This window comes from Micrococcaceae bacterium Sec5.1, assembly GCA_039636795.1.
Taxonomy (GTDB): Bacteria; Actinomycetota; Actinomycetes; order Actinomycetales; family Micrococcaceae; genus Arthrobacter.
Map to the genome: position 1 here is coordinate 3226414 of CP143430.1, position 24294 is coordinate 3250707.

Consider the following 24294-nt stretch of genomic DNA (forward strand, 5'->3'; position numbering starts at 1 on the left):
CCTTGTGGATGCATGGCATTTCGCCCCGAAGCGTTGCCTGTATTCGCCCACAGCGCAAGCCCGGCCGGAAGCGCCCCGGCTTCCACGTAGACTTGAAACCATGCCTTCGTCATCCAGTCAGCCCCTCCTCAAAGCCGTGCTCTGGGACATGGATGGCACCCTAGTGGACACTGAGCCCTACTGGATCGCCGCCGAGCGCGCACTCGTGGAGGCGCACGGTGGGACCTGGTCACACCAGCAGGCCATGCAGTTGGTGGGGCAGTCCCTGCTGCACTCGGCCGCAGTGCTCCAGGCTGCAGGAGTCCGTCTCGAAGCCCGTGAAATTGTGGATACCCTCAGCGCACAGGTAATCAAGCACGTCCGCAATGAAGTTCCCTGGCGCCCGGGAGCACGCGAGTTGCTGGACGAATTGCACCAGGCAGGCATCCGTTGTGCCCTGGTCACCATGTCCGAGGGCCCGTTGGCCGGCGTCATCGTCGAAAGCCTTCCCAAGCCCTACTTCGAATTCCTGGTCACGGGAGACACCGTCAGCAACGGCAAGCCCCACCCGGAGGCCTACCTCACGGCTGTTGAACGGCTCCGGCTCGATGACCCGTCGCTGACCATCGATCACTGTGTTGCGCTGGAAGATTCCATCCCGGGCGCCACGGCTGCCCTGGCATCCGGAGTGCTGACCGTGGGCATTCCGCACCAGGTTCCGTTGCCCGAGTATCCAGGCATGGTCATGTGGGAAACGCTGGTGGGCCGGTCCGCGGCGGACGTCAGCCAGCTGGTTGCCAACCGCTTCGCACAGGGAAACCTGCTTGAAGGGGCAAACTAGGTGAGCAGCTCCTCCACGCCACACCATGCCGTGACCAAAAAGGACGGCATCCCGCTCGGAAAAATCGCGGGAATCTCCGTGTACCTCGCGTACTCGTGGTTCGTTATCGCCGGCTTCACCGTCATCGTCTATGGGCCTGCCCTGCTGGTGCGAATGCCCAACCTCGGCATCTGGGCCTACTTTGTTGCCCTCGGCTATGCCTTGCTGCTCGCGCTCTCCGTCCTGGTCCACGAGCTTGCCCATGCGCTCAGCGCCAAAGCGTTCAACTGGCCAACGGAAAAGATTGTCTTGAACCTGTGGGGCGGGCACACGCAATTCGAGAGCTTCACCGCATCGCCGGGACGCTCGGTCATCGTTGCCCTTGCCGGACCAGTGTCAAACTTTATCCTCGCCGGCGGCATGTGGGCGGTCCTTTCTTCAGGCATCCTCGGTGGCGTCGCGGAAATCCTGGCAAACATCCTGATGTGGGCCAACCTCCTTATTGGCATCTTCAACATTCTTCCCGGTTTGCCCTTGGACGGCGGTCGGTTGGTGGAATCGGCGGTCTGGAAGGCCACCGGCAGCCAGGACAAGGGAACCATTGCGGCAGGATGGTCAGGCCGTGTCATCGTGGCCGCCCTTGTCATTTGGTTTATCGGAGTGCCGTTCCTCACAGGAGCGCCCCTGGATATCAGCCTCATGCTCATCACTGTCCTCGTCTGCGGCTTCCTGTGGATGGGAGCCTCCAGCTCCATCAACCACGCAAAACTCCGCAGCCGCCTATACCTGGTGAGCGCGGCCGGGCTAGCGGAGCCCGCAGTGGGGCTCCCGAACGCGGCGACTGTGGCAGACATCCTGGCGGTATCACCTGCCGGGCGTCCCGCCGTCGTAATTTGCGGACCTGACGGAAAGCCTCAGGGAGTGGTTGATCCCGGCGCGGCTGCCGCGGTTCCTCCCGCGGCCGTAGCGACGACGCCGGTCACCGCCGTAGCGCATGCACTGGCGGCCGGTGCCTACGTCCCGGAATGGTCCAAAGGCCAGGAGCTGATCCAGTATCTGGCGCGGCTGGAGGGTGGCGAATACGCTGTGGTGGACCACAACGGAACCGTGACGGGGTTGCTCAGGCAGCAAGCAGTAGTGACAGCGATAACAGGTAAAGAAGCCCGGGGCAGCGGGCGCGCTCAACGGGCTTGCCGGTAGAGTTACGTGCCGGTCCATAAAAACAAACCATCGATTTTCGACGCCCATACGGCAGCAACACATGGCGGCGCAGCCGCCCAGGAGCGAGGAACACCACATGAGCAGCGAAACCGCCGCGGCGCAGACAATCGCAGGCACTGTCCCGGGCGCGGACACAGGCACTGACAAGCCAGCCACGGACTCTGCCACGCAGCCAACCGGGGCTGCCCGGCGCCGTGGGCCTTTCCGTGTGGGCGAGCGGGTGCAGCTCACGGATGAGCGTGGCCGGATGAACACCATCACGCTTGAGGTGGGCGGAGCTTTTCATACCCACCGAGGGTTCCTGAACCACGACGAAATCATCGGCAAGGTTGATGGTTCGGTAGTCAGCAATAACATCGGGCAGCAGTACCAGACGCTGCGGCCCTTGCTCTCGGACTTCGTCCTGTCCATGCCGCGTGGCGCGGCCGTCGTCTATCCCAAGGATGCTGGCCAGATCGTCACGATGGCTGACATCTTCCCCGGGGCCCGCGTTGTTGAAGCCGGTGTTGGCTCCGGCGCGCTGTCCATTTCCCTGCTCCGTGCAGTAGGCGACGGCGGCTACCTCCATTCCTTTGAGCGGCGCGAAGAATTCGCGGACATCGCCCGGGGGAACGTCGAGACCATCTTCGGTGGCCCGCACCCCGCTTGGCAGATCTCCCTGGGCGACTTCCAGGAAGAGGTAGTCAAGGCCGAGGCACCCGGCTCCGTAGACCGTGTAGTGCTGGACATGCTCGCTCCGTGGGAGTGCTTGGACGCTGTTGCAACAGTCCTGGCTCCCGGCGGCGTCTGGATCAATTACGTAGCAACCGTCACCCAGTTGTCCCGCACCGCCGAAGCCATCCGCGCTGACGGACGCTTCACCGAGCCGGACGCCTGGGAATCCATGGTCCGCGGCTGGCACCTTGAAGGACTCGCCGTCCGTCCGGATCACCGCATGGTGGCCCATACTGGATTCCTCCTGGTCACCAGGCGGCTCGCCGACGGCGTCACGGGAATCTCCGTCAAACGGCGCCCGTCCAAGACCGAATTCAGCGAGGAAGACCTGAACGCCTGGACTCCGGGAGCAGTAGGGGAGCGCGCAGTATCGGACAAGAAACTCCGGCGCGCCGCACGTGATGCCATCGCCGGAACCAACGTCCAGGACGAGCCCTCGGTCACAAACTGAAAAGGTCACAATAGGGTCCGCATTCCGGATGTCACCAAGCACCCTGCGCTTTTCGGGACTAAGGTCTTGTTAAGCGCAGGAAGGGGCTGATGAATCGTGGATACGTCGAACAACAACGACATTGGACGGCCGACACCGGAGGAAGCTAACGCCGCTGCTGAAGAGGCAGCAAACCGGAGGCTTGCCGCCATCCAGCCGCCCGACCCATCCAGTGAATTGACCGTGGCCGAACGCCAGATCAACATCCTTCGGGACAAGCTTCGCCACATCGACCGCCAGCTTGCCGCCGCCACCCAGAACAACAGCAAGCTCGTCAGCATGCTTGAAACGGCGAAGAGCGAGATCCTCCGTTTGAAGGGTGCTTTGGAGCAGGAAGGGCAGCCGCCCTACAGCTTCGGAACAGTGGTACAGATCAACCCCCGCAGGCAGCCGGGCCCGGGAAGTTCCGGCCAGGCGGCCACGGAGGAATCCGTTGACATTTTCAATGCAGGCCGCAAGATGCGTGTAGGCATCAGCCCGCTGGTAAATGTCAACCAACTCGCCGTTGGCCAGGAAGTCCTCTTGAATGAGGCCCTGCTGGTGGTTGCCGGACTCGGCTACGAACGGGCGGGTGAACTCGTTACGCTCAAGGAGATGCTGGGCAAGGACCGCGCGTTGGTAGTTGGCCGGGCCGACGAAGAACGCGTAGTCCGCCTTTCCGGAGGGCTGCAAAGCGTGCACCTGAAGGTAGGAGACGCACTGTCACTGGATTCGCGCACCGGCTACGCGCTGGAGAAAGTTCCGCGCGCTGAGGTGGAGAACCTTGTCCTGGAAGAAGTTCCGGACATCACCTATCAGGACATCGGCGGCCTTGGTCCGCAGATCGAACAGATCCGCGATGCCGTTGAACTCCCGTTCCTGCATCCGGACCTTTACCGGGAACACGGGCTCAAGGCGCCCAAGGGCATCCTTCTCTACGGTCCGCCAGGTTGCGGCAAGACCCTCATCGCCAAGGCTGTGGCCAATTCCCTGGCAGCCCGTGCCGCCGAGCGCGCAGGCAACACCGACCTTAAGAGCTACTTCCTCAATATCAAGGGTCCTGAGCTCCTGGATAAGTATGTCGGCGAAACCGAGCGGCACATCCGGCTGATCTTCTCCCGTGCCCGGGAAAAAGCGTCCGATGGCAGCCCCGTGGTGGTTTTCTTCGATGAAATGGATTCGCTGTTCCGCACCCGAGGAACTGGCGTGTCTTCCGATGTCGAAACCACCATCGTCCCGCAGCTGCTCAGCGAGATTGATGGCGTGGAGCGATTGGACAACGTAATCGTCATTGGTGCCTCAAACCGCGAGGACATGATCGATCCAGCGATCCTCCGGCCGGGCCGCCTTGACGTAAAGGTCAAGATCCAGCGACCCGACGCCGAAGCCGCTGCAGACATCTTTGGCAAGTACATCACCACCGATCTCCCCTTCCATGCACAGGATCTGGCGGAGTACGGCGGGGACGTCCAAGCTACTGTCGACGCCATGATCCAGCGAACCGTGGAGGCAATGTACTCCACCGAGAAGTCGAACGAATACCTTGAAGTCACGTACGCCAACGGTGATACGGAAATGCTGTACTTCAAGGATTTCAACTCAGGCGCCGTGGTTCAGAACGTCGTGGACAGGGCTAAGAAGTACGCCATTAAAGACCTGCTGACAAACCATCAGAAGGGCCTGAGGATTGACCACCTGCTGCGTGCAGTGGTGGATGAATTCCGGGAACACGAGGATATGCCAAACACCACAAACCCTGACGACTGGGCAAGGATCTCAGGGAAGAAGGGTGAACGGATCACGTACATCCGCACGATCGTGCAAGGGAAGGCCGGCCAAGAACCCGGCAAGTCGATCGAGACCACGGCCAACACAGGTCAGTACCTGTGACGGCCAAAACCGAGGGTGTGCCCGGGGAAAGGTTGCCTGCGGGCGGCGCCATGCGCGTCATGGGTTCCGAAACCGAGTACGGAATCCATGCGCCGTCGGCGCCTGGGGCGAACGCCACGATGATGTCCGCCCGGATCATCCAGGCCTATGCCACGGTCACGCGCCAACGTGCCGCCGGGGGAGCGGAAACCCGCTGGGACTACACGGACGAAGAACCTTTACACGATGCCCGCGGCTGGACCGTTGACCGGGCGTCGGCCGATCCCAGCCAGTTAACTGACCAGCCGCCAGTGCTCGACGCCGAGGCAGTCGCGTTGGCGTATGGCCGCCAGGAACTGGAGCTGGACGGCCAGGACGAGTCCGGATCGCTCCTGATGAACATGGTCCTCGGGAACGGCGCGCGCCTTTACGTGGACCACGCACACCCCGAATACTCAAGCCCCGAAGTCACCAACCCACGGGATGCGGTGGCCTGGGATGCCGCCGGTGATCTCGTCGCACTTGCCACCGTGAGGAAAGTGGCGGCAGACACCAGCCTTCCGCCGATCAATCTCTACAAGAACAACACTGACAACAAGTCAGTGTCCTATGGCTCGCACGAGAACTACCTCATGCCCCGTTCAGTTCCCTTTTCCGACATTATCCGGGGGCTCACACCATTCTTCGTGTCCCGGCAGGTGATTTGCGGAGCCGGACGTGTGGGGATCGGGCAGGACAGTTCCACTGCCGGCTACCAGATCAGCCAACGGGCAGACTTCTTCGAGGCTGAGGTGGGCCTTGAGACCACTATCCGACGCCCCATCATCAACACCCGCGACGAGCCCCATGCGACGGCGGATAAATACCGGCGTCTCCACGTCATTATCGGCGATGCGAACCTCAGCCAGGTTTCCAACTACCTGAAGTTCGGCACCACGGCCATGGTTCTCAGTCTCATTGAGGCTGGCCAAGCGCCCCGGATCGAGGTCCACGAACCGGTTCAGGCGCTGCAGGCCATCAGCCATGACACAACCCTGACCACCACGGTAAGACTGCTGGACGGGCGAAGGGTGACCGCCCTGGACATCCAGTGGATGTACTACGAGGCCGCCGCAAAGCTGGCGCAAGAGACCGGAGTTGCAGATTCCGTCACTGGCGACGGGCACACGCACGGCGTCCTTGAGCGCTGGGAATCCACCCTGTCACTGCTGGGCAGCAACCCCGCTGCTGCTGCCTCATCGGTGGAGTGGGTAGCCAAGAAGTCCCTCCTTGAGGGGTACCGGAACCGCGACGGCCTTGGTTGGGACGATGCCAGGCTCGGGTTGGTCGATCTCCAGTGGTCCGATATCCGGCCCGAAAAGGGTCTTTACTACAGGATGCTGTCCAGGGACAGGATGATCCGGATCGTCGACGACGCCGACGTCGCCAGGGCCGTGAGTGAACCGCCGTCGGACACGCGGGCGTACTTCCGCGGACGGTGCGTTTCAAGCTTCGGCAAAGATGTTGTCGGCGCCAGTTGGGACTCGGTCATTTTCGACGTTCCGGGACTTGGGAAACTGCAGCGTGTACCCACCCGCGAACCACTGCGGGGAACCAAGGCGCTGACGGGCGCCCTCTTTGACCGGCATCAGGAAGCGGGCTCGTTCCTGGCCGAATTGCTGGGCCAAAAGCCGCCGCCGCCCAAGGACTGAGGCATTCAGCCACCGGAAAAATGGTGCCCTCGCAAAGCCGGGCGGAGCAGCCCACAGCGTGGCAATATGGCAGTAGGAAGTCTCCACAAACGGGGACTGACAGTAGGGAGAAAGAAATGGCAGCTCAGGAGCAGCAGCAACCGCAGTCACGGGACACCGAGACTGAAGTGGATGTCCCGGAGGCCCCGCCGGCAGCACCCGAAGCCCAGGCCTCGGACGCGACCCAGGGTGTGGACGATCTCCTTGACGAAATCGATGGCGTCCTGGAATCCAACGCTGAAGAGTTCGTCAGGGCCTTCGTCCAAAAGGGCGGCCAGTAAGCGGACCCGGACAAATTATGTACTGCCCGGCCGGCGCGAGGCCGCCGGGCATCGGAATGCAGAGTCGAAGGAGTGCAGCAATGCAGGACCCATCAACCGGCCCCCTGGCCACCCAGGCAACGTCTTCATTCACGGAGCACCTTCAACGCTCGCGTCCCGAACTCCTTCCCTTCAACCAAACGTTGCCGGCCGGCACCGTACCGTCCTCGCCGCATGCAACCACTATCGTCGCCTTGACATACGCTGGCGGGGTGCTGATGGCCGGAGACCGGCGGGCAACCATGGGAAACGTGATCGCCAGCCGTCACATTGAGAAGGTCTTTCCCGCGGACCAGTATTCGGTGCTGGGCATCGCCGGTACCGCTGGCTTGGCGATCGATATTACGCGGCTCTTCCAGGTGGAACTGGAGCACTACGAAAAGATTGAGGGTACGCTCCTTAGCCTCGTAGGCAAGGCCAACCGATTGGGTGCGATGATTCGCGGCAACCTGCCCATGGCAATGCAGGGAATGGCCGTCATTCCCTTGTTTGCCGGTTTCGACCAGGTATCGGGCACCGGACGGCTTTTCTCCTACGACGTAACCGGTGGACGCTACGAAGAACAGGAACACCACTCAGTGGGTTCCGGTTCAGTTTTTGCGCGTGGAGCCCTGAAAAAGCTGTGGAAGCCAAACCTCTCGGAAGAACAAGCCGTGGCCGTCGCGGTTGAGGCCCTCTATGACGCCGCGGACGACGACTCCGCAACGGGCGGCCCCGACCCCGTCCGCCAGCTGTGGCCGGTGGTTTACACCGTGAACCGTGCCGGTAATCGCCGGGTACCTGAACGGGACCTGGCGGCGATAGCCGGCACCATCGTCGAATCCCGTGCCATCGCCGGACGGGAGGCCTGACATGACGCAGCAGTTCTATGTCTCGCCTGAACAGCTGATGAAGGACCGTGCGGACTTCGCGCGGAAGGGCATTGCGCGCGGACGTTCCGTAGTGGTGATCAGTTGCGCTGATGGCATCGCTTTGATTGCTGAGAACCCGTCACCTTCGCTGCACAAAATCGGCGAGATCTACGACAAAATCGCCTTCGCGGCAGTAGGCAAGTACAACGAGTTCGAAAGCCTGAGGCAGGCCGGGGTACGGTACGCGGACGTCCGTGGCTACTCGTACGACCGCGAAGACGTGACAGCCCGGGGATTGGCCAGCGTCTACGCGCAGAGCCTCGGAGCCGTGTTCACCGCAGAACAAAAGCCCTTCGAAGTGGAACTGGCCGTGGCGGAAGTCGCCCCGACCCAGGAGCAGGACCACCTGTACCGGCTCACCTTTGACGGTTCGATTGCCGATGAGAACGGCTTCGTGGTGATGGGCGGACTTGCCGATCAGATTTCCGACGTCGTGAGCGGGGCTTGGGAGCCTGAGCTTGGTTTTGCCGGGGCGATGAGATTGGCTTTGCGCGCTTTGGCGACAGACAAGGAAGCCGATGCCCTCCCGGCGACCGCCGTCGAAGCCGCAGTCCTGGACCGCGCTTCGGAGAGTCACAGGGGTTCCCGCCGGGCTTTCCGGCGTCTGCTTCCCGAGGACATGACACAGCTGCTCACAGAGGAGGCTTGAGATGGACAAGCGCATATTCGGCATCGAGACGGAGTTTGGAATTTCCTATTCCAGCCCCGACTCCCGTCCTTTGGCCCCCGAAGAAGTGGCCCGCTACTTGTTCCGCAAGGTGGTGAGCTGGGGCAGGTCCTCCAACGTCTTCCTGACCAACGGTTCACGCCTTTACCTGGACGTTGGTTCACACCCGGAATACGCCACCGCGGAATGTGACGACCTCGCGCAGCTCATCGCACACGACCGCGCCGGCGAGCTCATCCTGGACGACCTCGTCGATGAGGCCCAGGCCCGCCTCGCTGCAGAGGGTTTCAACGGCACGGTGTACCTCTTCAAGAACAACACCGACTCCGCCGGAAACTCCTACGGCAGCCACGAAAATTACCTCATACCCCGCCGCGGTGAGTTCTCCAGGCTGGCTGAAATCCTCATCCCGTTCCTGGTGACTCGTCAGCTCATCGCGGGGGCCGGCAAAGTCCTGAAGACGCCCCATGGTGCAACTTTCGCCTTTTCGCAGCGGGCGGACCACATCTGGGAAGGCGTGTCCTCTGCCACCACCAGGTCACGCCCCATTATCAACACCCGTGACGAGCCGCATGCCGACGCCGAGTTCTATCGCCGGCTCCATGTGATCGTGGGTGATTCCAACATGTCCGAAACCTCGGCACTCCTCAAAGTGGGCACGGTGGACCTCATCCTGCGCATGATCGAGGCAGGGGTGATCATGCGGGACATGCGAATGGAAAACCCGATCCGGAGCATCCGGGAAATTTCGCACGACCTCACGGGCAGCGCCTTGGTCCGCTTAGCAAACGGCAGGCAACTTTCGGCGCTCGATATCCAGCGGGAGTACCTGGCAAAGGTCACAGAGTTCGTGGCCGCAAACGGCGCACACAATGCCCACGTGCCGCTTATTCTGGACCTGTGGGAGCGGACCCTGGATGCGATTGAAAGTGGCGATACCAGCACGATTGACACCGAGGTGGACTGGGCGATCAAGAAGAAGCTGATGGACGGTTACATGCGCCGACACGATCTCAGCCTGGACTCGCCACGCATCGCTCAATTGGATCTCACCTACCACGACATTTCCCGGCAGCGCGGCCTCTTCTTCCTGCTGCAATCACGGGATGCCGCGCGGCGTTTGGTCCCGGAAACCGAAGTGAAGGACGCCGTGGACACGCCCCCACAGACAACCAGGGCCAAACTGCGGGGAGATTTCGTCCGAAGGGCGCAGGAGCTTGGACGCGATTACACGGTGGATTGGGTACACCTGAAGCTCAACGACCGCGCACACCAGACGATCCTGTGCAAGGACCCCTTCCGCAGCGTTGACGACCGCGTCGATGCGCTGCTGGACTCCATGGGCTAACCGCCTTTCTGAGCGGACTCCCAGCTTCACGCGCTATTCTGGACTGTGGCCTCTTTCCAAGAGGCCATTGCCTTGGATCTGCCATGCGCCTTTCCGAGTGTCCTTTGCCCCGACGAAAGTGTCTTTTTTGTGCGCCGACTCCTAGCAATTCTTCTGCCTGCCCTGCTGCTCATCACTGCGTGTGGGGGAGGGGGCACGCCAGCCGCCGAGCCCACCAGCCAGTCATCCGGCGATGTCTCCAAACTCGATTCCGTGAAAGTGACGGACAACGGCGATGATAAGGCCCCGGGTCTGGACTTCACCAAGCCGCTGACCGTCGCTGAACCTACCATCAAGGTAGTCAGCGAAGGCAACGGCGAGCGTATCAAGGCCGGCCAGGTTGCCGAGCTCGCATACATCGCTGTGGATGGCAATGACGGCAAGACCGTTGAAGACGTCTACAAGAATGGCCCCCAGCCCATTGAGCTGAATGACGAGCTGAAGAAGGGCAACGAGCTGATCTACAACGCCATTGTTGGCGCCAAGATCGGTTCCCACATCGCGTTCGCCGCGCCGGGCTCGGCCGCTGCGGGCGCGGCCGCCGGCTCGACGCAGTTGGTGGTTTTCAAGCTGCTTTCCGCTAAGGAAGCGGCTCCGGTCCTGTCGAAGCCGGAAGGCGAGACAGTCACCCCTCCGGCTGGGCTCCCAACGGTGAAGGAAGACGACAAGGGCGTCCCTCAGATCTCCGTTGACGGCGCAGCCGCTCCCAAGGAACTCATCGCGCAGGACCTCATCAAGGGCTCCGGCGCTGCCGTTAAGGCCACTGACACCCTCACCGTGAATTACGTGGGCGTCAATCTCGTGGGCGGCCAGAAGTTCGATTCGAGCTTTGACCGGGGGCAGACAGCAAGCTTCGCACTTTCCGGTGTCATCAAGGGCTGGACCCAAGGTCTGGAAGGCAAGACTGTTGGCTCCCGCGTCCTTCTGGTGATCCCGCAGGACCTTGCTTACGGCGCGGCCGGACAGGGTGACGCCAAGGGCGATCTCGTGTTCGTCGTTGACATCCTCGGCATCAAGTAGGCAGCCACCTGATCAGGGACTGGCTAAGCTGGTTCCTGACACCACTCATACCTCAAAGCAAGGAGCAACCATGTCATTTGGTCAGCGTGACTTCGACCGCACCAAGCCGGAAATCGACTTCCCGGAAGGCGATGTTCCCACCGAACTAGTCATCACGGACCTCATCGAAGGTTCCGGCGCCGAGGCCAAGGCCGGCGATACCGTTTCCACCCACTACGTTGGCGTCGCCTGGTCTACCGGCGAAGAATTCGACGCTTCCTGGGGCCGCGGCGCTCCGCTGGACTTCCGTGTTGGCGTGGGCCAGGTCATCCAGGGTTGGGACCAGGGCCTGCTGGGTATGAAGGTTGGCGGCCGTCGCCGCCTGGAGATCCCTTCAGAACTGGCGTATGGATCCCGTGGCGCCGGCGGAGCAATCAAGCCCAACGAGGCCTTGATCTTCGTCGTTGACCTCGTGGCTGTCCGCTAGGACGCAAGCTTCCTGCCAAGGCGCGTTACCTTCCGGCTTTGCCGGGCCGGTGACGCGCCTTGCTGCTTTCGCCCAGGTCTTTAGTAACGTAGCAAGCGTGTCCGCATCCCGCACTGAACGACTCCTGAATCTCCTGCTTGCCTTGCTCAACACCAGGGTGGGCCTTCCGCGCTCTGTCCTGCGGGAGAAGGTCTATCACGGCTCCGCTGAAAACGACGTCGCCTTCGGGCGGATGTTCGAGCGCGACAAAGTGGATCTGAAGCAGTTCGGCTTTGAGATCGAGACCCTCACCGACCCCCGCAGTTTCGGGTCCGACGATCCCGCATCAACCCGCTACCGCATCGGCAAGGATTCCAACAGGCTTCCTGATGTCAGCCTGACTCCCGCTGAATCCACTGTCCTCCTCCTTGCCGCCCAGTTGTGGGAACGCGCTGCTCTCGGCAACGCCGCAGTCAACGCTGTCCGCAAGCTTCAGGCCGCAGGCGGATTTACCGACGTCGACCTGCCTGCCGGTGTCCAGCCGAGGATCAAGCCAGCCGGACAAGCATTCGACGACGTCGTTGGAGCCATGCACGGCCGGCATGCGGTCCGCTTCGGGTACCTCGCCGGAAGCACCGGGCGTGAGGAATTGCGCGAGGTAGAACCTTGGGGCCTGGGGAGCCGGTTCGGGCAGTGGTACCTCGTGGGGTTTGACCGGGGGAGGGAAGCCAAGAGGATTTTCAGGTTGTCACGCATGACCACCGCCGTCTCAGTCATACCAAGCAGTTCCTTTGAGCCCCCTGCCGGTTTCAACGCCCGGGCGGAGCTGGATTCGCTCAACGAACTTCCCGTGCAGCAGGCTGTCATGGACGTAGACGCCGGACGACTTCTCGCCCTGCGCAAACGTTCTGATTCCATCGGCGCCGGGAAGGAACCGGCTGAGAAGGGGGCGGACGGCCGGAACAGGCTCGTGGTGGACTTTCGGGATCCCGAGCAGTTCGCCGAGGAGCTGGCCTCGTATGGCCCCCACGTCAAAGTGGTTGAACCTGCCGAGCTGCGTGCCGCCGTCGTACGCCGGCTCAAAAGCGCTGCGGAGTTCAATGCGTCTCCGGCCATCCCCGTGGAATTCCCCGAAGCTGCGCGCGCGCAGCGATCAAGGAAGCGCACGTCCGAAGACCAACTCACCCGCATGCTGCAACTGGTGCCCTTCCTCGTCCACCATCAGGGCTTGCACGTCCAGGAAGTTGCCGACCACTTTGGCATCACCCGCAAAGCGCTCATCGACGATCTAAAAATCCTGATCTGTTCCGGGCTGCCCGGAGGCTACCCGGACGACCTCTTGGACATCCAATGGGAAAACGACCATGTGTACATCACGGAGCATTTGGACCTGAACCGTCCTGTTCGCTTCAGCGAGGACGAAGCCGCCGCGCTGCTGACCGGGTTGTCGATGCTCGGCGATCTCCCCGCACTTGCGGGTTTGTCCGAGGATGAACCGGGCAGTGCCCTGGAGTCTGTGACCATCAAATTAACCGGCGCCGCAGGACAGGCCGGACGCTTGGCCGGTGCCGTTGCAGGCCAGTCGGTGGCGCCCGAGCAATCGGAAGCCTTCGCCACCATCACGCACGCCATCAGGGACGGCCAACAACTGCGCCTGAGCTACCTTTCCCCTCAAAGGGATGAAGTGACCGAGCGCGACGTGGACCCCCTGCGGCTCTACTCCATGGACAATACCTGGTACTTCGAGGCCTACTGCCATAGCAAGTCGGGACTCCGGAATTTCCGGCTGGACCGTGTGCAATCCCTGGAACCCAATGGCCGTCCTGTCTCCGGGACGGCGACTGCTGATGCAGACTTTCCGGCAAGGCTCTTCACGCCCAGTGATGACGACGTCCTGGTGGTGCTTGAGTTGACCCGGCAGGGCGCTGGCCTGGCTGACGACTACTATGCCGAACGCACTGCGGAATTGCCCGACGGCGGGCTGCTCGCCGAGGTGCGCTTTGGAAATGTGGAGTGGTTACCGATGTTTGTGTCCCAACATGGAGGGACGGTGCGGGTGCTGGACCCTGCGGAGTTGCGTCAGGAGGTCCAAGCGTGGCTCACGGCGGCGCTTGCCCAATACGGCGAAGTTTCCTCGTCGGACAACGTGGCTGGCTAGACTACTCAGATGCCTTGGTGGTTTTGGATCCTGTTGTGGATCGCGCTCATAGCCCTGTCGTTGCTCCTTCATGTGACCCTTGGTTTTCGGCTGTTCAGGAAATTCATGGCCACTGTTCACGAATTAGGAGACGCCGGGAAACGTTTCAGCCATGTCTCTCCTGACGCAGAAACCTCCGATGTTGAGGCCCCCGAGCGCCGGCCGGAGCCCGGATCCGCAATTTTTGCCTCGCCGGAGCAGATGCGTCATGATTACCTGACGGCCAAAGCCTTCCGCCAGGAAGTTCGTCGCCAGAAGCGCGTTCAGCGCAAAGCAGAGCGGGGTCAGCCCCAATCCCTGCACGACATTGAATTCAGATAGACGTAGGATGTATCCAAAAGGAAAGGACCTCCCCAATGGGACGACTATTTGACGGGCCGTGGCCGATCGTCATCATCATCATCGTTGCGCTTCTCCTGTTCGCTGCCCCCAAGTTGCCAGCGATGGCACGGAGCCTTGGACAGTCAATGCGGATCATCAAGTCCGAGGTCAAGGAGATGAAGAACGATGGCAAGTCCGACACCAAAGACTCTGCCGATACAACCGACGCCGTAGAGGGACGGGTTGTGGACCACCCCGACGCCAGGGCCAAGAACAACGGCGAAACCGACGTTCCGCCAGCCAACCGCGTCTAAGAAGAAGTGGTAACAACGAAAGGGCGCAAAGCCAATCCTGAAGCCCGGATGGCACTGCTTGACCATCTTAAGGAGCTGAAGAACCGCCTCATCAAAGCAGCGATAGGTGTAGTAGTCGCGGCTGTTGCCGGCTGGTTTTTGTATGACCCGGTGATTGATGCTCTGAAGTCCCCGGTTGATTCGATCGCCGGCCATACCGGCGCCATCGCAACCATCAACTTCAGCAGCATAGCTTCCCCTTTCGACTTCAAGCTTCAGATAGCCATCCTGATTGGTCTGGTCATCTCCAGCCCCATCTGGATCTATCAGTTGTGGGCGTTCATCACGCCTGGACTCACGAAGAAGGAACGCCAGTACACCCTCGGTTTCATGGCAGCAGCTGTTCCTTTGTTTTTGGCCGGAGTCTGGGTTGGCTGGTTGGTGACACCCCAGGTTGTCAGGGCCCTTACGCAGTTCACGCCATCCGGCGTGGCCAACATTATCGACGCGAGAGACTACATCGACTTCGTCACTCGAATGATTTTGTTCCTCGGGCTCGCCTTCCTCGTGCCAGTGGTCCTGGTTGGCATCAACATGGCGGGCTTGGTTTCAGGAAAGACGATCTTGAAAGCCTGGCGGATCACCGTCTTTCTCGTCTTCGTTCTGGCGGCCGTAGCAGCCCCCGGCGCTGACGCCCTGTCTATGTTCCTCCTCGCCGGGCCGCTGCTGGTTTTGTTCTTCTCGGCCATCGGCGTTTGCATCTTCAACGACCGGCGGCGGGAACGCCGCGCCATCAAGCGCGCTGCTGAGACCGAAGCCACGGCAGATATTGCCACCCCGGCCTCGGATCTGGAGAATCTCTAGACCTCAGGCCATTAGGCTTGGTGCATGTCCTCCATTTCCGGGTCTCCATCACCATCAGACCGCTACCAGGCGGCAGCTCACCGGGCAGCTGAGGCCAAGACATATCTTGGTGCCTTTGCCTTGACGCTGGACTTCGAATTGGACGATTTCCAGCGTGAGGCGTGCCGCTCATTGCAGGAAGGCCGCGGCGTCCTCGTCGCGGCTCCCACAGGTGCGGGAAAGACGATCGTTGGCGAGTTTGCCATCTACCTGGCTTTGGAACGTGGCCTCAAAGCGTTCTACACGACACCCATCAAGGCGCTGAGCAACCAGAAATTCTCCGAGCTCGCCGCCAAGTATGGCTCTGCGAACGTTGGCCTGCTGACGGGGGATACAACCATCAACGGTGAGGCGCCCGTTGTGGTCATGACCACCGAAGTCCTCCGCAATATGCTGTACGCCGACTCGGAGACCCTCGGCGACCTCGGCTTCGTCGTGATGGACGAGGTCCACTACCTCGCGGACCGCTTCCGCGGAGCCGTCTGGGAGGAAGTCATCATTCACTTGCCCAGTGAAGTGCAGGTTGCTTCGCTGAGCGCCACTGTGTCCAACGCCGAAGAGTTTGGTGCCTGGCTGGATACCGTTCGGGGCGATACTGATGTCATCGTGTCCGAACACAGGCCCGTGCCATTGTGGCAGCACGTCATGGTGGGCAGGGAGATCGTCGACCTTTTTGCCGGCGATACCACTTTTGATGAAATCGCTCCCCAGATACCGGATACAGAAGTTCCGGATCTTAGCGATACTGACGACGCCGTGGACGAGGCCACCCTCCCGGCAGAAACCCGGAAGATCGCCGTAAAGAGTTCCGTGGCACCTCCTGTCCGTCAGGCAGTGACAGGCCCCGAGTTCGAAGTGAACCCGGATCTGCTGGCAATGGCCCGTTCCGAGAGCCGGATGAACTTCAACGGCCGATTCGGCCACGGTGGCCGGAGCCGCCGTCGGCAGGACCGCTATCGGGATGAACGGCAGAACACTGAACAGCGCAGTCCAGTTCGGAAAGCAAGCCGCCCCCAGGTTATTGAAAGCCTTAACCGTCAGGGCCTGCTGCCTGCCATTACGTTTATTTTTTCCCGGGCCGGTTGTGATGCTGCAGTGGCCCAGTGCGCAGCATCGGGACTATGGCTCACTACTGAGCGCGAACAACAGATCATTGCCCAGCGGGTGGATGAAGCAAGCCACGAAATCCCTGCAGACGATCTCGATGTTTTGGGGTTCTGGGGCTGGCGCGATGGCCTTATACGGGGCTTCGCGGCTCATCACGCAGGCATGCTTCCCACCTTCAAGGAGGTAGTGGAGAAGCTGTTTGCGGATGGCTTGGTCAAGGCGGTTTTTGCCACCGAAACGTTGGCACTCGGGGTGAACATGCCTGCGCGTTGCGTGGTATTGGAAAAGCTTGAGAAGTTCAATGGCGAAGCCCACGTCAACATCACGGCGGGGGAGTACACACAGCTCACTGGGAGGGCTGGACGCCGGGGTATCGACGTCGAGGGCCATGCCGTCGTACTGTGGCAGCCGGGAACAGATCCCGCTGCCGTGGCCGGCTTGGCGTCACGGCGCACCTACCCGCTGAATTCCAGCTTCCGGCCCACGTACAACATGAGCATCAACCTCATTGCCCAGTTTGGACGGGTCCGGGCACGGGAAATCCTCGAGTCGTCTTTCGCACAGTTCCAGGCAGACCGCTCGGTCGTAGGGCTGGCCAGGCAGGTCCGCGGCCGCGAGGAGTCCTTGGCAGGATACGCGAAATCCATGGAATGCCATCTGGGCGACTTCACCGAATACGCCAGGCTCCGGCGGGAGCTCAGTGATACTGAACAGTTCGCTGAACGGAACTACCACCGTGCGCGAAAGTCCAGGGTGGCGGACTCACTGACACGGCTCATTCCAGGGGACGTCATCAGCGTCTCCAGCGGCAGGCTGGCGGGCTACGCCGTCGTGCTTGATTCCGATGCCAATGCCCGCGAGCCGAGGCCTTCTGTCCTCACCTCGGACAATCAACTGCGCCGGATCGGCGTTCACGACGTCGATGCCCCGGTCTCTCCTGTGACCCGGATCAGGATCCCGAAATCCTTCAATGCCAAGGTCCCCAAATCGCGGCGTGACCTCGCCTCCTCCATGCGCCATGCCATCAGCGACGAAGCGCCCAAGTCGCGTCGCAACAGCAGGCATGAAGACTTTGGACTGGGATCCCGGCTCCCGGACCAGGAACAGAAGATCACTGAACTACGCAGGGCGCTCAGGGCGCATCCTTGCCATGGCTGCAGTGAACGAGAAGATCACGCCCGCTGGGGGGAGCGTTGGTGGAAACTTCGCAAGGAGACAGACGGCCTGATTCGCCAGATCCAAAGCAGGACCAACACGATTGCCAAGACCTTCGACCGCGTCTGCGATGTCCTGTCCGCCTATGGCTACCTCGAAACCAACGACGCCGGCAAGGTCACCATCAGCACGGATGGGCAGCGGTTGCGGCGCATTTACGGTGAGAAGGACCTGCTCATCTCGCAGTCCATCAGGCGGGGTGCCATCAACGATCTCGATGCTGCCGAGCTGGCCTCCTTGGCCAGCACCTTGGTGTACCAGGCAAAGCGTGAAGACCGGGGCCTTCGCCCGAGGATGCCTTCGATTGCACTGGAAACGGCTGTCGACATCGTCGTCCGGGAATGGTCGCAACTTGAGGACACTGAGGAACAGAACAGGCTTCCACTGACCGGCGAACCGGAGCTGGGCCTCATGTGGCCCATGTACAAGTGGGCCAAAGGCCGCCATCTTCAGGACGTGCTCAGCGGCACGGACCTTGCTGCGGGCGACTTCGTCCGTTGGGCAAAGCAAGTGGTTGACCTCCTGGACCAACTCGCCAAAATTCCACAACTGGATCCCCGCTTGACGCGGATCTGCCGTGAATCCATCGATCTGGTCCGCCGTGGCGTCGTGGCTTACTCCACCATCGCCTGACCCGGAACCGTTTTCGAGACCCAGACCTTCTTCAACGCTCGAGGAGCACACCGCATGAACCAGCCAGGCCTGTCCGCCGGCGACGGCCCCCACGAAAACGTTCGCAAAGTGACCCTTTACCGGAACGGTTCGATCTATACCGCTGCCGATCCGTTCGCTACCGCCATGGTGGTGGACGGTGACACGGTCGCGTGGGTGGGTTCCGAGCAAGCGGCAACATCCATCGCTGATTCCACCATGGACATCATTGATCTTCGGGGAGCCCTCGTGGCGCCGGGCTTTGTTGACTCCCACGCGCACTTGACGGAGACGGGCCTCGCTTTGGCTGGACTGTCCTTGACGGGCTTGCGTTCTTCCCGGGAACTGCTGGACGCCGTTGCTGCCGCTGGCGGTACCGGGACTGTCTTTGGGCATGGCTGGGATGAAACAACCTGGCAGGATGCCACCCTTCCAACGCTTGAAGAGCTGGAACAGGCCTCGGGCGGCAGGCAGGTTTACCTTTCCCGCATTGACGTTCACTCCGCCCTCGTTTCATCCTCCCTTGCGGCGTCGGCAGGCCTTGCTGGCATGGACGGCTTCACGGTGGACAGCGGCCGCGTAGTCAGGACAGCCCACACCGCCGCCCGCCTCGCGGCCCGGCGCCTCAGTAAGGCCGAACGGAGTGGGTATCAGGAACAGGCCCTGCATTATGCGGCTTCCAACGGCTACGTTGCCTTGGCTGAAATGTCGGCCCCACACATTTGCGGGCCGGAAGATCTTCACATGGCCATGTCCTGGAACAGGCAAGCCGGCAAACCGCAGGTGCTGCCGTATTGGGGCGAGCTGGCTTCATCGGAAGATCATGCCCGCAGGATCCTGGACAGCGTGGGCCCCGAGGTCCTGGGCTTGGCGGGAGATCTGAACATCGATGGTTCCATTGGTTCGCGGACAGCTGCCTTGAGGCAAGACTATTCCGATGCGCCAGGTCAACGGGGCAACGTGTATCTTTCAGTGGATGAAGTCGCCAAGCACCTTGCTGCATGCTCGCTGTTGGGCATCCAGGGCGGTTTCCACATCATCGGAGATGCAGGACTTGATGTTGCGCTTGAGGCATTGGACGCAGCAGCTGACGAGGTGGGGGAGCAGCGGATCCGCGCGGCGGGTCACCGCTTTGAACACGTTGAGCTCGCCGACCAGTCCGCCGTCGAGAAGCTGGCCAAGTACTCCGTGACTGTCAGCATGCAGCCGGCATTCGACGCTCTCTGGGGAGGCCCCGGGCGACTCTACGAGCAACGACTCGGCGGCCGCAGCAAGGCAATGAACACGTTTGCGTCCTTCTACGCCAGCGGAGTTCCGATCACCTTTGGCAGCGATAGCCCGGTCACACCGCTCAGCCCTTGGTCCAGCATCCGGGCTTGCCTGGAACACAGCAACCCGGACCAGCGCATTTCAGCCCGCGCGGCTTTCCTTGGCCATACGAGGGCGGGCTGGCGGGCCACCAAACACAGGAACCCTCTCATGGGCCAACTCGTCCCTGGCGCGCCAGCAAGCTTCGCGGTATGGGAAATTGAGGAACTCATGGTGCAAGTAGCGGATAGCCGTGTGCAATCGTGGAGCACCGATCCCCGAGCCCGCACCCCCTTGCTCCCGGCACTGGATACTGGCAGCGATCCTGTATGCCTGCAGACCGTGAGGGAAGGCCAGGAGCTCTTCGCTCACGAATCCCTCCGGGTCTGAGGGCACTATTTCCTTGGCTTCGAATGGGCCCCCTGAACTGGGACGATACACGAACCCGCAGGTCAAGTCCTGGTTGACAGCTTTTGTAAAGTCCGTAACATTGAGCCTCAACAGATCGTTAGGGCTTCGGGTTCTCCCGCGAGTAATTATCTGGTCGCGGCCAGAAAATGGTCTGGTGGCGGTACGCGAGTGGGCAGGCCCATAGGGTCCTAGAAAACAGTTCGTCCGGCAAAATAACTGTCCGGACAACACTGGTCCTGGGTCTATGGACCTGCCCTCAGCACTTAACCCTGTGTGGCCATGGCCACAGCTGCCTTTAGTAGTGCACTCGATCGTCCTATAATAGAGAGTTGCGCCAGAATGCCAGCCCCAAGGCTGGTCCGGCACACTGACCGCTCCATCAAGGAAAGGCCTCTTCTTGCGTGTCCTGACGATCATCCCTACCTACAACGAGCTGGAATCGCTCCCCAAGACATTGGGTCGGCTGCGGACAGCAGTACCTGAGTCGGACGTCCTGGTGGTTGATGACAACAGCCCGGACGGCACGGGACAGCTTGCCGACGGCATAGCCGCCGAGGACAAGCAAGTGCACGTACTGCACCGCAAAGGCAAAGAAGGCCTCGGCGCAGCCTACATCGCCGGCTTCAAATGGGGCCTCGCGGCAGGGTATGACGTCCTGGTCGAGATGGACGCCGACGGCTCCCACAAGCCCGAGCAGTTGCCCCTCCTTCTTGATGCCGTCAAGGAGGGCGCGGACCTTGCCATGGGCTCACGCTGGGTGCCGGGAGGCAGCGTTGTGAACTGGCCTCTCTACCGCCAAGCAATCTCCCGAATCGGCAGCACGTACGCCCGCCTCATGCTTGGTTTGAAAATCAAGGACGTCACGGGCGGTTATCGTGCTTTCCGCCGCAGCACACTTGAAGCCCTCAAGTTGGATGACGTGGATTCAGTGGGCTACGGCTTCCAGGTTGACCTTGCCTGGCGCGTGGCCAAGCTCGGCCTGCGTATTGAGGAGCGACCCATCACCTTCGTTGAGCGGGAACTCGGTGCATCGAAGATGAGCGGCAACATTGTTGTTGAAGCCATGATCAACGTCACCAAATGGGGCATCGCAGCACGGTGGGCCAAGCTCACCAGAAAACAGCCTGCCCTCGCAAAGTAAAAATTCCACAAGAAAAGGCCGGACCAGTTCCCACGAGGAACCGGTCCGGCCTTTTTGCTTGAGTCTGAAGACTAAGCTGAGCGACGCTCTCCGCGGCGCTCACGCAGGATGTTCAAACGATCCTCAAGGATCTGCTCCAGCTCCGGAAGGCTGCGGCGTTCCAGGAGCATGTCCCAGTGGGTACGGACGGCTTTCTCGTTGGCATCCACGGGACGCTCGCCATCTACGAGCAAGGCTTCCTTGCCAGTCTTGGAAACCCAAACAGGGGGGATCTCGGCTTCCGCAGAGAAGGTTACGAAGACCTGCTCGCCGTCCTCGCAGCGGTATTCAACCCGCTGGCGCGGTGCCGGTTCAACGCCGGACTCGGTTTCCATGCTTTGGGCGCCAAGACGCATACCCCGCAGGCTGCGATCGCTCATGATTACTCCCTCTGTCTGTTCGCGGAGCCTGAACCCCGCGCTAGCCGTAAGCCGTTATTACGGTCTCAACGGACTACTTCTGCACACCTTGCATCACTAATTGCAACGCCTGGCCAAGCTTTAATGTTCCATCCACACTGAACCAGCCGGACAAATATCCCATTATACGCCCATGGATAGCGAGTACCCAAAAGCAGTGCAAACGCAGCGAGCGGCCAGCCGCCTGGCTGACCGCTCAACTGCCTGACGACAGAGTTATTCTGTGGGCCGTGTCTGTGCCGCCGTGGTGGATTCCACCGGAGCCGCCGGTTCTGAAGCCGCAGCTTTGTTGCTGCCGCCAAACAGGCCAGCAGCATCGGAGTCACCGTTGACGCCTCCGAGCGCGCTGCCAATGCCCTTCAGGGCTTCGCCAACTTCGCTCGGGATGATCCACAGCTTGTTGGAACTCCCCTCCGCGATCTTGGGCAGCGTCTGCAGGTACTGGTAAGCCAAAAGCTTCTGGTCGGGGTTGCCTTTGTGGATGGCATCAAAGACCTTCTGGATGGCCTGGGCTTCACCGTCTGCCCGAAGGATGGCGGCCTTCGCATCACCTTCAGCTGCAAGGATGGCCGCTTGGCGCTGGCCTTCTGCCGTAAGGATTTGCGACTGCTTGGTTCCTTCAGCAGTCAGGATGGCTGCTCGACGGTCGCGCTCTGCACGCATCTGCTTTTCCATCGAGTCCTGGATGGAGTGGGGCGGATCAATAGCCTTCAGCTCCACGCGCGAGACGCGGATGCCCCAGCGGCCTGTGGCCTCGTCCAATACTCCACGCAGCTGGCCATTGATCTGGTCACGGGAGGTTAACGCCTCTTCGAGGTTCAGGCCACCCACAACGTTACGAAGTGTGGTGGTAGTCAGCTGCTCTACCGCCTGGATGTAATTGGCGATTTCGTAGGTGGCCGCCCGGGGGTCCGTTACCTGGAAGTAGACCACGGTATCGATCGAAACCACGAGGTTGTCCTCGGTGATCACTGGCTGCGGCGGGAAGGACACCACCTGCTCACGGAGGTCAAGCAACGGCAAGAGCCGGTCGACGAACGGAATCAGGATGGTGAGGCCGGGGTTGAGCGTGCGTTGGTACTTACCGAGGCGTTCAACGACGCCGGCACGTGCTTGCGGGATGATCCTTACCGACCGGACCAACACGATGATGACAAAAATGACGAGAACAATCAGCACAACTGCTGCCGCTGTTCCTCCTAAACCGTCCATGCGTCTCCTTGATTCCCCAATTGCGTGGCTTGCTTTGGCCATTTGCGGACAGGCTGCCAAGCCGTTATCCGCAGAATTCTGGTTTTCCGGTTCGAATCAGCGCGGGCTGTTTTCCGCAGGCGAGGCAACTACCGCCGTCGCGCCGTCAATCCGGGTGACCTGAACCGTGGCACCGGCGTCGAGGACTCCGGCGGTGCTGCGCGCACTCCAGACGTCGCCGCCGATCTTTACCAGTCCGCTGGTGCCCGTGACGGCTTCGATGACGAGGGCGGGTTGACCGATAAGGCGGTCGATGTTCGTCCGCTGTTCTGCTGGTCCCTTATGCAGGTGCTTCAGGGCGACCGGCCGGACGAAGGCGATCATCAAGAGGGAGACCACGCTGAAGATGACGATCTGGAGCCAGAAATCGGCGCCGGCGAAGTCCGCGACCAATCCCGCCAGTGCGCCGCCGCCGAGCATGATGAAGAAGAGGTCGAGGGTAAGCATCTCCACCACCGCGAACGCGAGGAAGACCGTGAGCCAGAGCGCCCACCAGTTCTCGCCGAGCCATTCAAACATCAATTCCCCCTTGGTCCCGGATTCCGCCGCAGGCGGGATCACAGTCGCTGTTCCTCCATCCTAGCCCGACGCTGAGTCCCTCGTCAGGAAGCCGAAGCCCCCACTGTGAAGCGGCTGATTCGGAACTTCGCGGTGGTTGCTACGGTCCCATGCTCATCGGCCAGAAGTGCGAGTTCTTCGGGCTTGATGTGGTGGCCGGCTGGCCCCATATAGGCGATGTCGGCCAGCTCGGAGCCCGTGAGGATGAGCGGCACGTCCAGGTTGTACGTTGAACCAGCGTGGAAATAGCCGCCCAAGGACTCAGCCAAGCGCTCGGCCTTGCCTTCCTCAATGCTGAGCATTCCGGTGCGGGCAGCGATTTCAGCTAAATGTCCGGGCTGCGGCGTCACCACAATCAGTTGTCCACCAGGCCGCAGTACTCGGGCAAACTCTGACGGATTCCGTGGGGCGAACACCACCAGCACGACGTCCACCGCGTCATCGGCAATGGGTAGCGGACGCCAAATGTCCCAGACGAGGTTGGCAGCGTCCCCGTTGAGCCGCGCGGCGCGACGCAGCGCGAATTTGGAGATGTCCAGCCCTATCGCGGAGGCCGGAGTGGTTTCCAGGACGCGGTGGAGGTAATGCCCGGTGCCCGTTCCGGCGTCGAGAACCACGGCCCCGGGCCGCTGCAGCGATGGAGCTACGAAACTGGCGACGCGATCGGCCAGCGCAGCGTAATGTCCGCTGTCCAGGAATCGCTGGCGGGCTCCCACCATCTCCGCCGAATCAGCTTCGAATACTGTGCCTTTGCCCGTCAGCAGGTTGAAGTAACCCTGCTTCGCGGCATCGAATACATGCTCGGAATCGCAAACGAGCCGCCGCTGTGGATCTTCGACGAGCTGAAACCGCCCTTCACAAACGGGACATCGGAGGGCGGCAACGGCGTCGGACAACATGGATTCAATCCTACGGTGGGCCGGAGTGT

General features: G+C 61.3%; 22 protein-coding genes. 18 read left to right on the top strand and 4 right to left on the bottom strand.

Features of this window, described 5'->3' with window-relative positions; genetic code table 11:
- The first annotated feature begins 100 nt into the window (after window positions 1-100).
- From VUN82_14645 to VUN82_14730, 18 genes are all read left to right on the top strand, one after another.
- The gene (locus tag VUN82_14645; protein ID XAS70355.1) at window positions 101-820 is read left to right on the top strand and encodes an HAD family phosphatase; all 720 of its coding nucleotides are present in this window, start codon (window positions 101-103) and stop codon (window positions 818-820) included.
- Entirely contained in the window at window positions 821-1999 is a 1179-nt protein-coding gene (locus VUN82_14650; GenBank protein ID XAS70356.1) for a site-2 protease family protein, read from the top strand.
- A gap of 97 nt (window positions 2000-2096) precedes the next feature.
- Complete coding sequence (locus VUN82_14655; GenBank protein XAS70357.1) at window positions 2097-3185, top strand: tRNA (adenine-N1)-methyltransferase; 1089 nt, start codon at window positions 2097-2099, stop codon at window positions 3183-3185.
- Window positions 3186-3281: 96 nt separating this feature from the next.
- Window positions 3282-5093 carry a proteasome ATPase gene (arc, locus tag VUN82_14660; protein XAS70358.1) on the top strand — a complete coding sequence of 604 codons (1812 nt, stop codon included), beginning with the start codon at window positions 3282-3284 and terminating at the stop codon, window positions 5091-5093.
- A complete protein-coding gene (gene dop / locus VUN82_14665; protein ID XAS70359.1) occupies window positions 5090-6763 on the top strand; it encodes a depupylase/deamidase Dop in 1674 nt (557 codons plus the stop codon). Before arc ends, dop begins: the two co-directional genes overlap by 4 nt.
- Before the next feature lie 116 nt (window positions 6764-6879).
- Window positions 6880-7083, top strand: coding sequence for a ubiquitin-like protein Pup (locus VUN82_14670; GenBank protein ID XAS70360.1), 204 nt, complete (start codon window positions 6880-6882; stop codon window positions 7081-7083).
- 80 nt (window positions 7084-7163) lie between these two features.
- Window positions 7164-7973: a proteasome subunit beta gene (prcB, locus tag VUN82_14675; GenBank protein ID XAS70361.1), complete on the top strand. Its 810-nt coding sequence runs from the start codon at window positions 7164-7166 to the stop codon at window positions 7971-7973.
- A gap of 1 nt (window position 7974) precedes the next feature.
- The gene (gene prcA / locus VUN82_14680; GenBank protein ID XAS70362.1) at window positions 7975-8682 is read left to right on the top strand and encodes a proteasome subunit alpha; all 708 of its coding nucleotides are present in this window, start codon (window positions 7975-7977) and stop codon (window positions 8680-8682) included.
- A 1-nt stretch (window position 8683) separates the two neighbouring features.
- A complete protein-coding gene (pafA, locus tag VUN82_14685; GenBank protein XAS70363.1) occupies window positions 8684-10048 on the top strand; it encodes a Pup--protein ligase in 1365 nt (454 codons plus the stop codon).
- Between the two features lie 129 nt (window positions 10049-10177).
- Complete coding sequence (locus tag VUN82_14690; GenBank protein ID XAS70364.1) at window positions 10178-11107, top strand: FKBP-type peptidyl-prolyl cis-trans isomerase; 930 nt, start codon at window positions 10178-10180, stop codon at window positions 11105-11107.
- A 70-nt stretch (window positions 11108-11177) separates the two neighbouring features.
- Entirely contained in the window at window positions 11178-11573 is a 396-nt protein-coding gene (locus VUN82_14695; protein XAS70365.1) for an FKBP-type peptidyl-prolyl cis-trans isomerase, read from the top strand.
- Between the two features lie 97 nt (window positions 11574-11670).
- Window positions 11671-13710, top strand: coding sequence for a WYL domain-containing protein (locus VUN82_14700; protein ID XAS70366.1), 2040 nt, complete (start codon window positions 11671-11673; stop codon window positions 13708-13710).
- Window positions 13711-13719: 9 nt separating this feature from the next.
- Window positions 13720-14070: a hypothetical protein gene (locus VUN82_14705; protein ID XAS70367.1), complete on the top strand. Its 351-nt coding sequence runs from the start codon at window positions 13720-13722 to the stop codon at window positions 14068-14070.
- Window positions 14071-14105: 35 nt separating this feature from the next.
- The gene (gene tatA, locus VUN82_14710) at window positions 14106-14384 is read left to right on the top strand and encodes a Sec-independent protein translocase subunit TatA (GenBank protein ID XAS70368.1); all 279 of its coding nucleotides are present in this window, start codon (window positions 14106-14108) and stop codon (window positions 14382-14384) included.
- Window positions 14385-14432: 48 nt separating this feature from the next.
- Window positions 14433-15227 carry a twin-arginine translocase subunit TatC gene (tatC, locus tag VUN82_14715; protein XAS74691.1) on the top strand — a complete coding sequence of 265 codons (795 nt, stop codon included), beginning with the start codon at window positions 14433-14435 and terminating at the stop codon, window positions 15225-15227.
- 24 nt (window positions 15228-15251) lie between these two features.
- A complete protein-coding gene (locus VUN82_14720) occupies window positions 15252-18221 on the top strand; it encodes a DEAD/DEAH box helicase (protein XAS70369.1) in 2970 nt (989 codons plus the stop codon).
- A gap of 54 nt (window positions 18222-18275) precedes the next feature.
- A complete protein-coding gene (locus VUN82_14725) occupies window positions 18276-19937 on the top strand; it encodes an amidohydrolase family protein (GenBank protein XAS70370.1) in 1662 nt (553 codons plus the stop codon).
- A 418-nt stretch (window positions 19938-20355) separates the two neighbouring features.
- Window positions 20356-21099 carry a polyprenol monophosphomannose synthase gene (locus VUN82_14730; GenBank protein ID XAS70371.1) on the top strand — a complete coding sequence of 248 codons (744 nt, stop codon included), beginning with the start codon at window positions 20356-20358 and terminating at the stop codon, window positions 21097-21099.
- 71 nt (window positions 21100-21170) lie between these two features.
- Here VUN82_14730 and VUN82_14735 read toward each other — a convergent pair whose 3' ends face one another.
- The 4 genes from VUN82_14735 to VUN82_14750 all read right to left on the bottom strand — a co-directional run bounded on the left by VUN82_14735 (window position 21171) and on the right by VUN82_14750 (window position 24265).
- Window positions 21171-21518, bottom strand: coding sequence for an RNA polymerase-binding protein RbpA (locus VUN82_14735; GenBank protein ID XAS70372.1), 348 nt, complete (start codon window positions 21516-21518; stop codon window positions 21171-21173).
- 255 nt (window positions 21519-21773) lie between these two features.
- Window positions 21774-22769: an SPFH domain-containing protein gene (locus VUN82_14740; GenBank protein XAS70373.1), complete on the bottom strand. Its 996-nt coding sequence runs from the start codon at window positions 22767-22769 to the stop codon at window positions 21774-21776.
- Between the two features lie 96 nt (window positions 22770-22865).
- The gene (locus VUN82_14745) at window positions 22866-23327 is read right to left on the bottom strand and encodes an NfeD family protein (protein XAS70374.1); all 462 of its coding nucleotides are present in this window, start codon (window positions 23325-23327) and stop codon (window positions 22866-22868) included.
- A gap of 83 nt (window positions 23328-23410) precedes the next feature.
- Window positions 23411-24265 carry a methyltransferase domain-containing protein gene (locus VUN82_14750; GenBank protein XAS70375.1) on the bottom strand — a complete coding sequence of 285 codons (855 nt, stop codon included), beginning with the start codon at window positions 24263-24265 and terminating at the stop codon, window positions 23411-23413.
- Window positions 24266-24294: the final 29 nt, after the last annotated feature.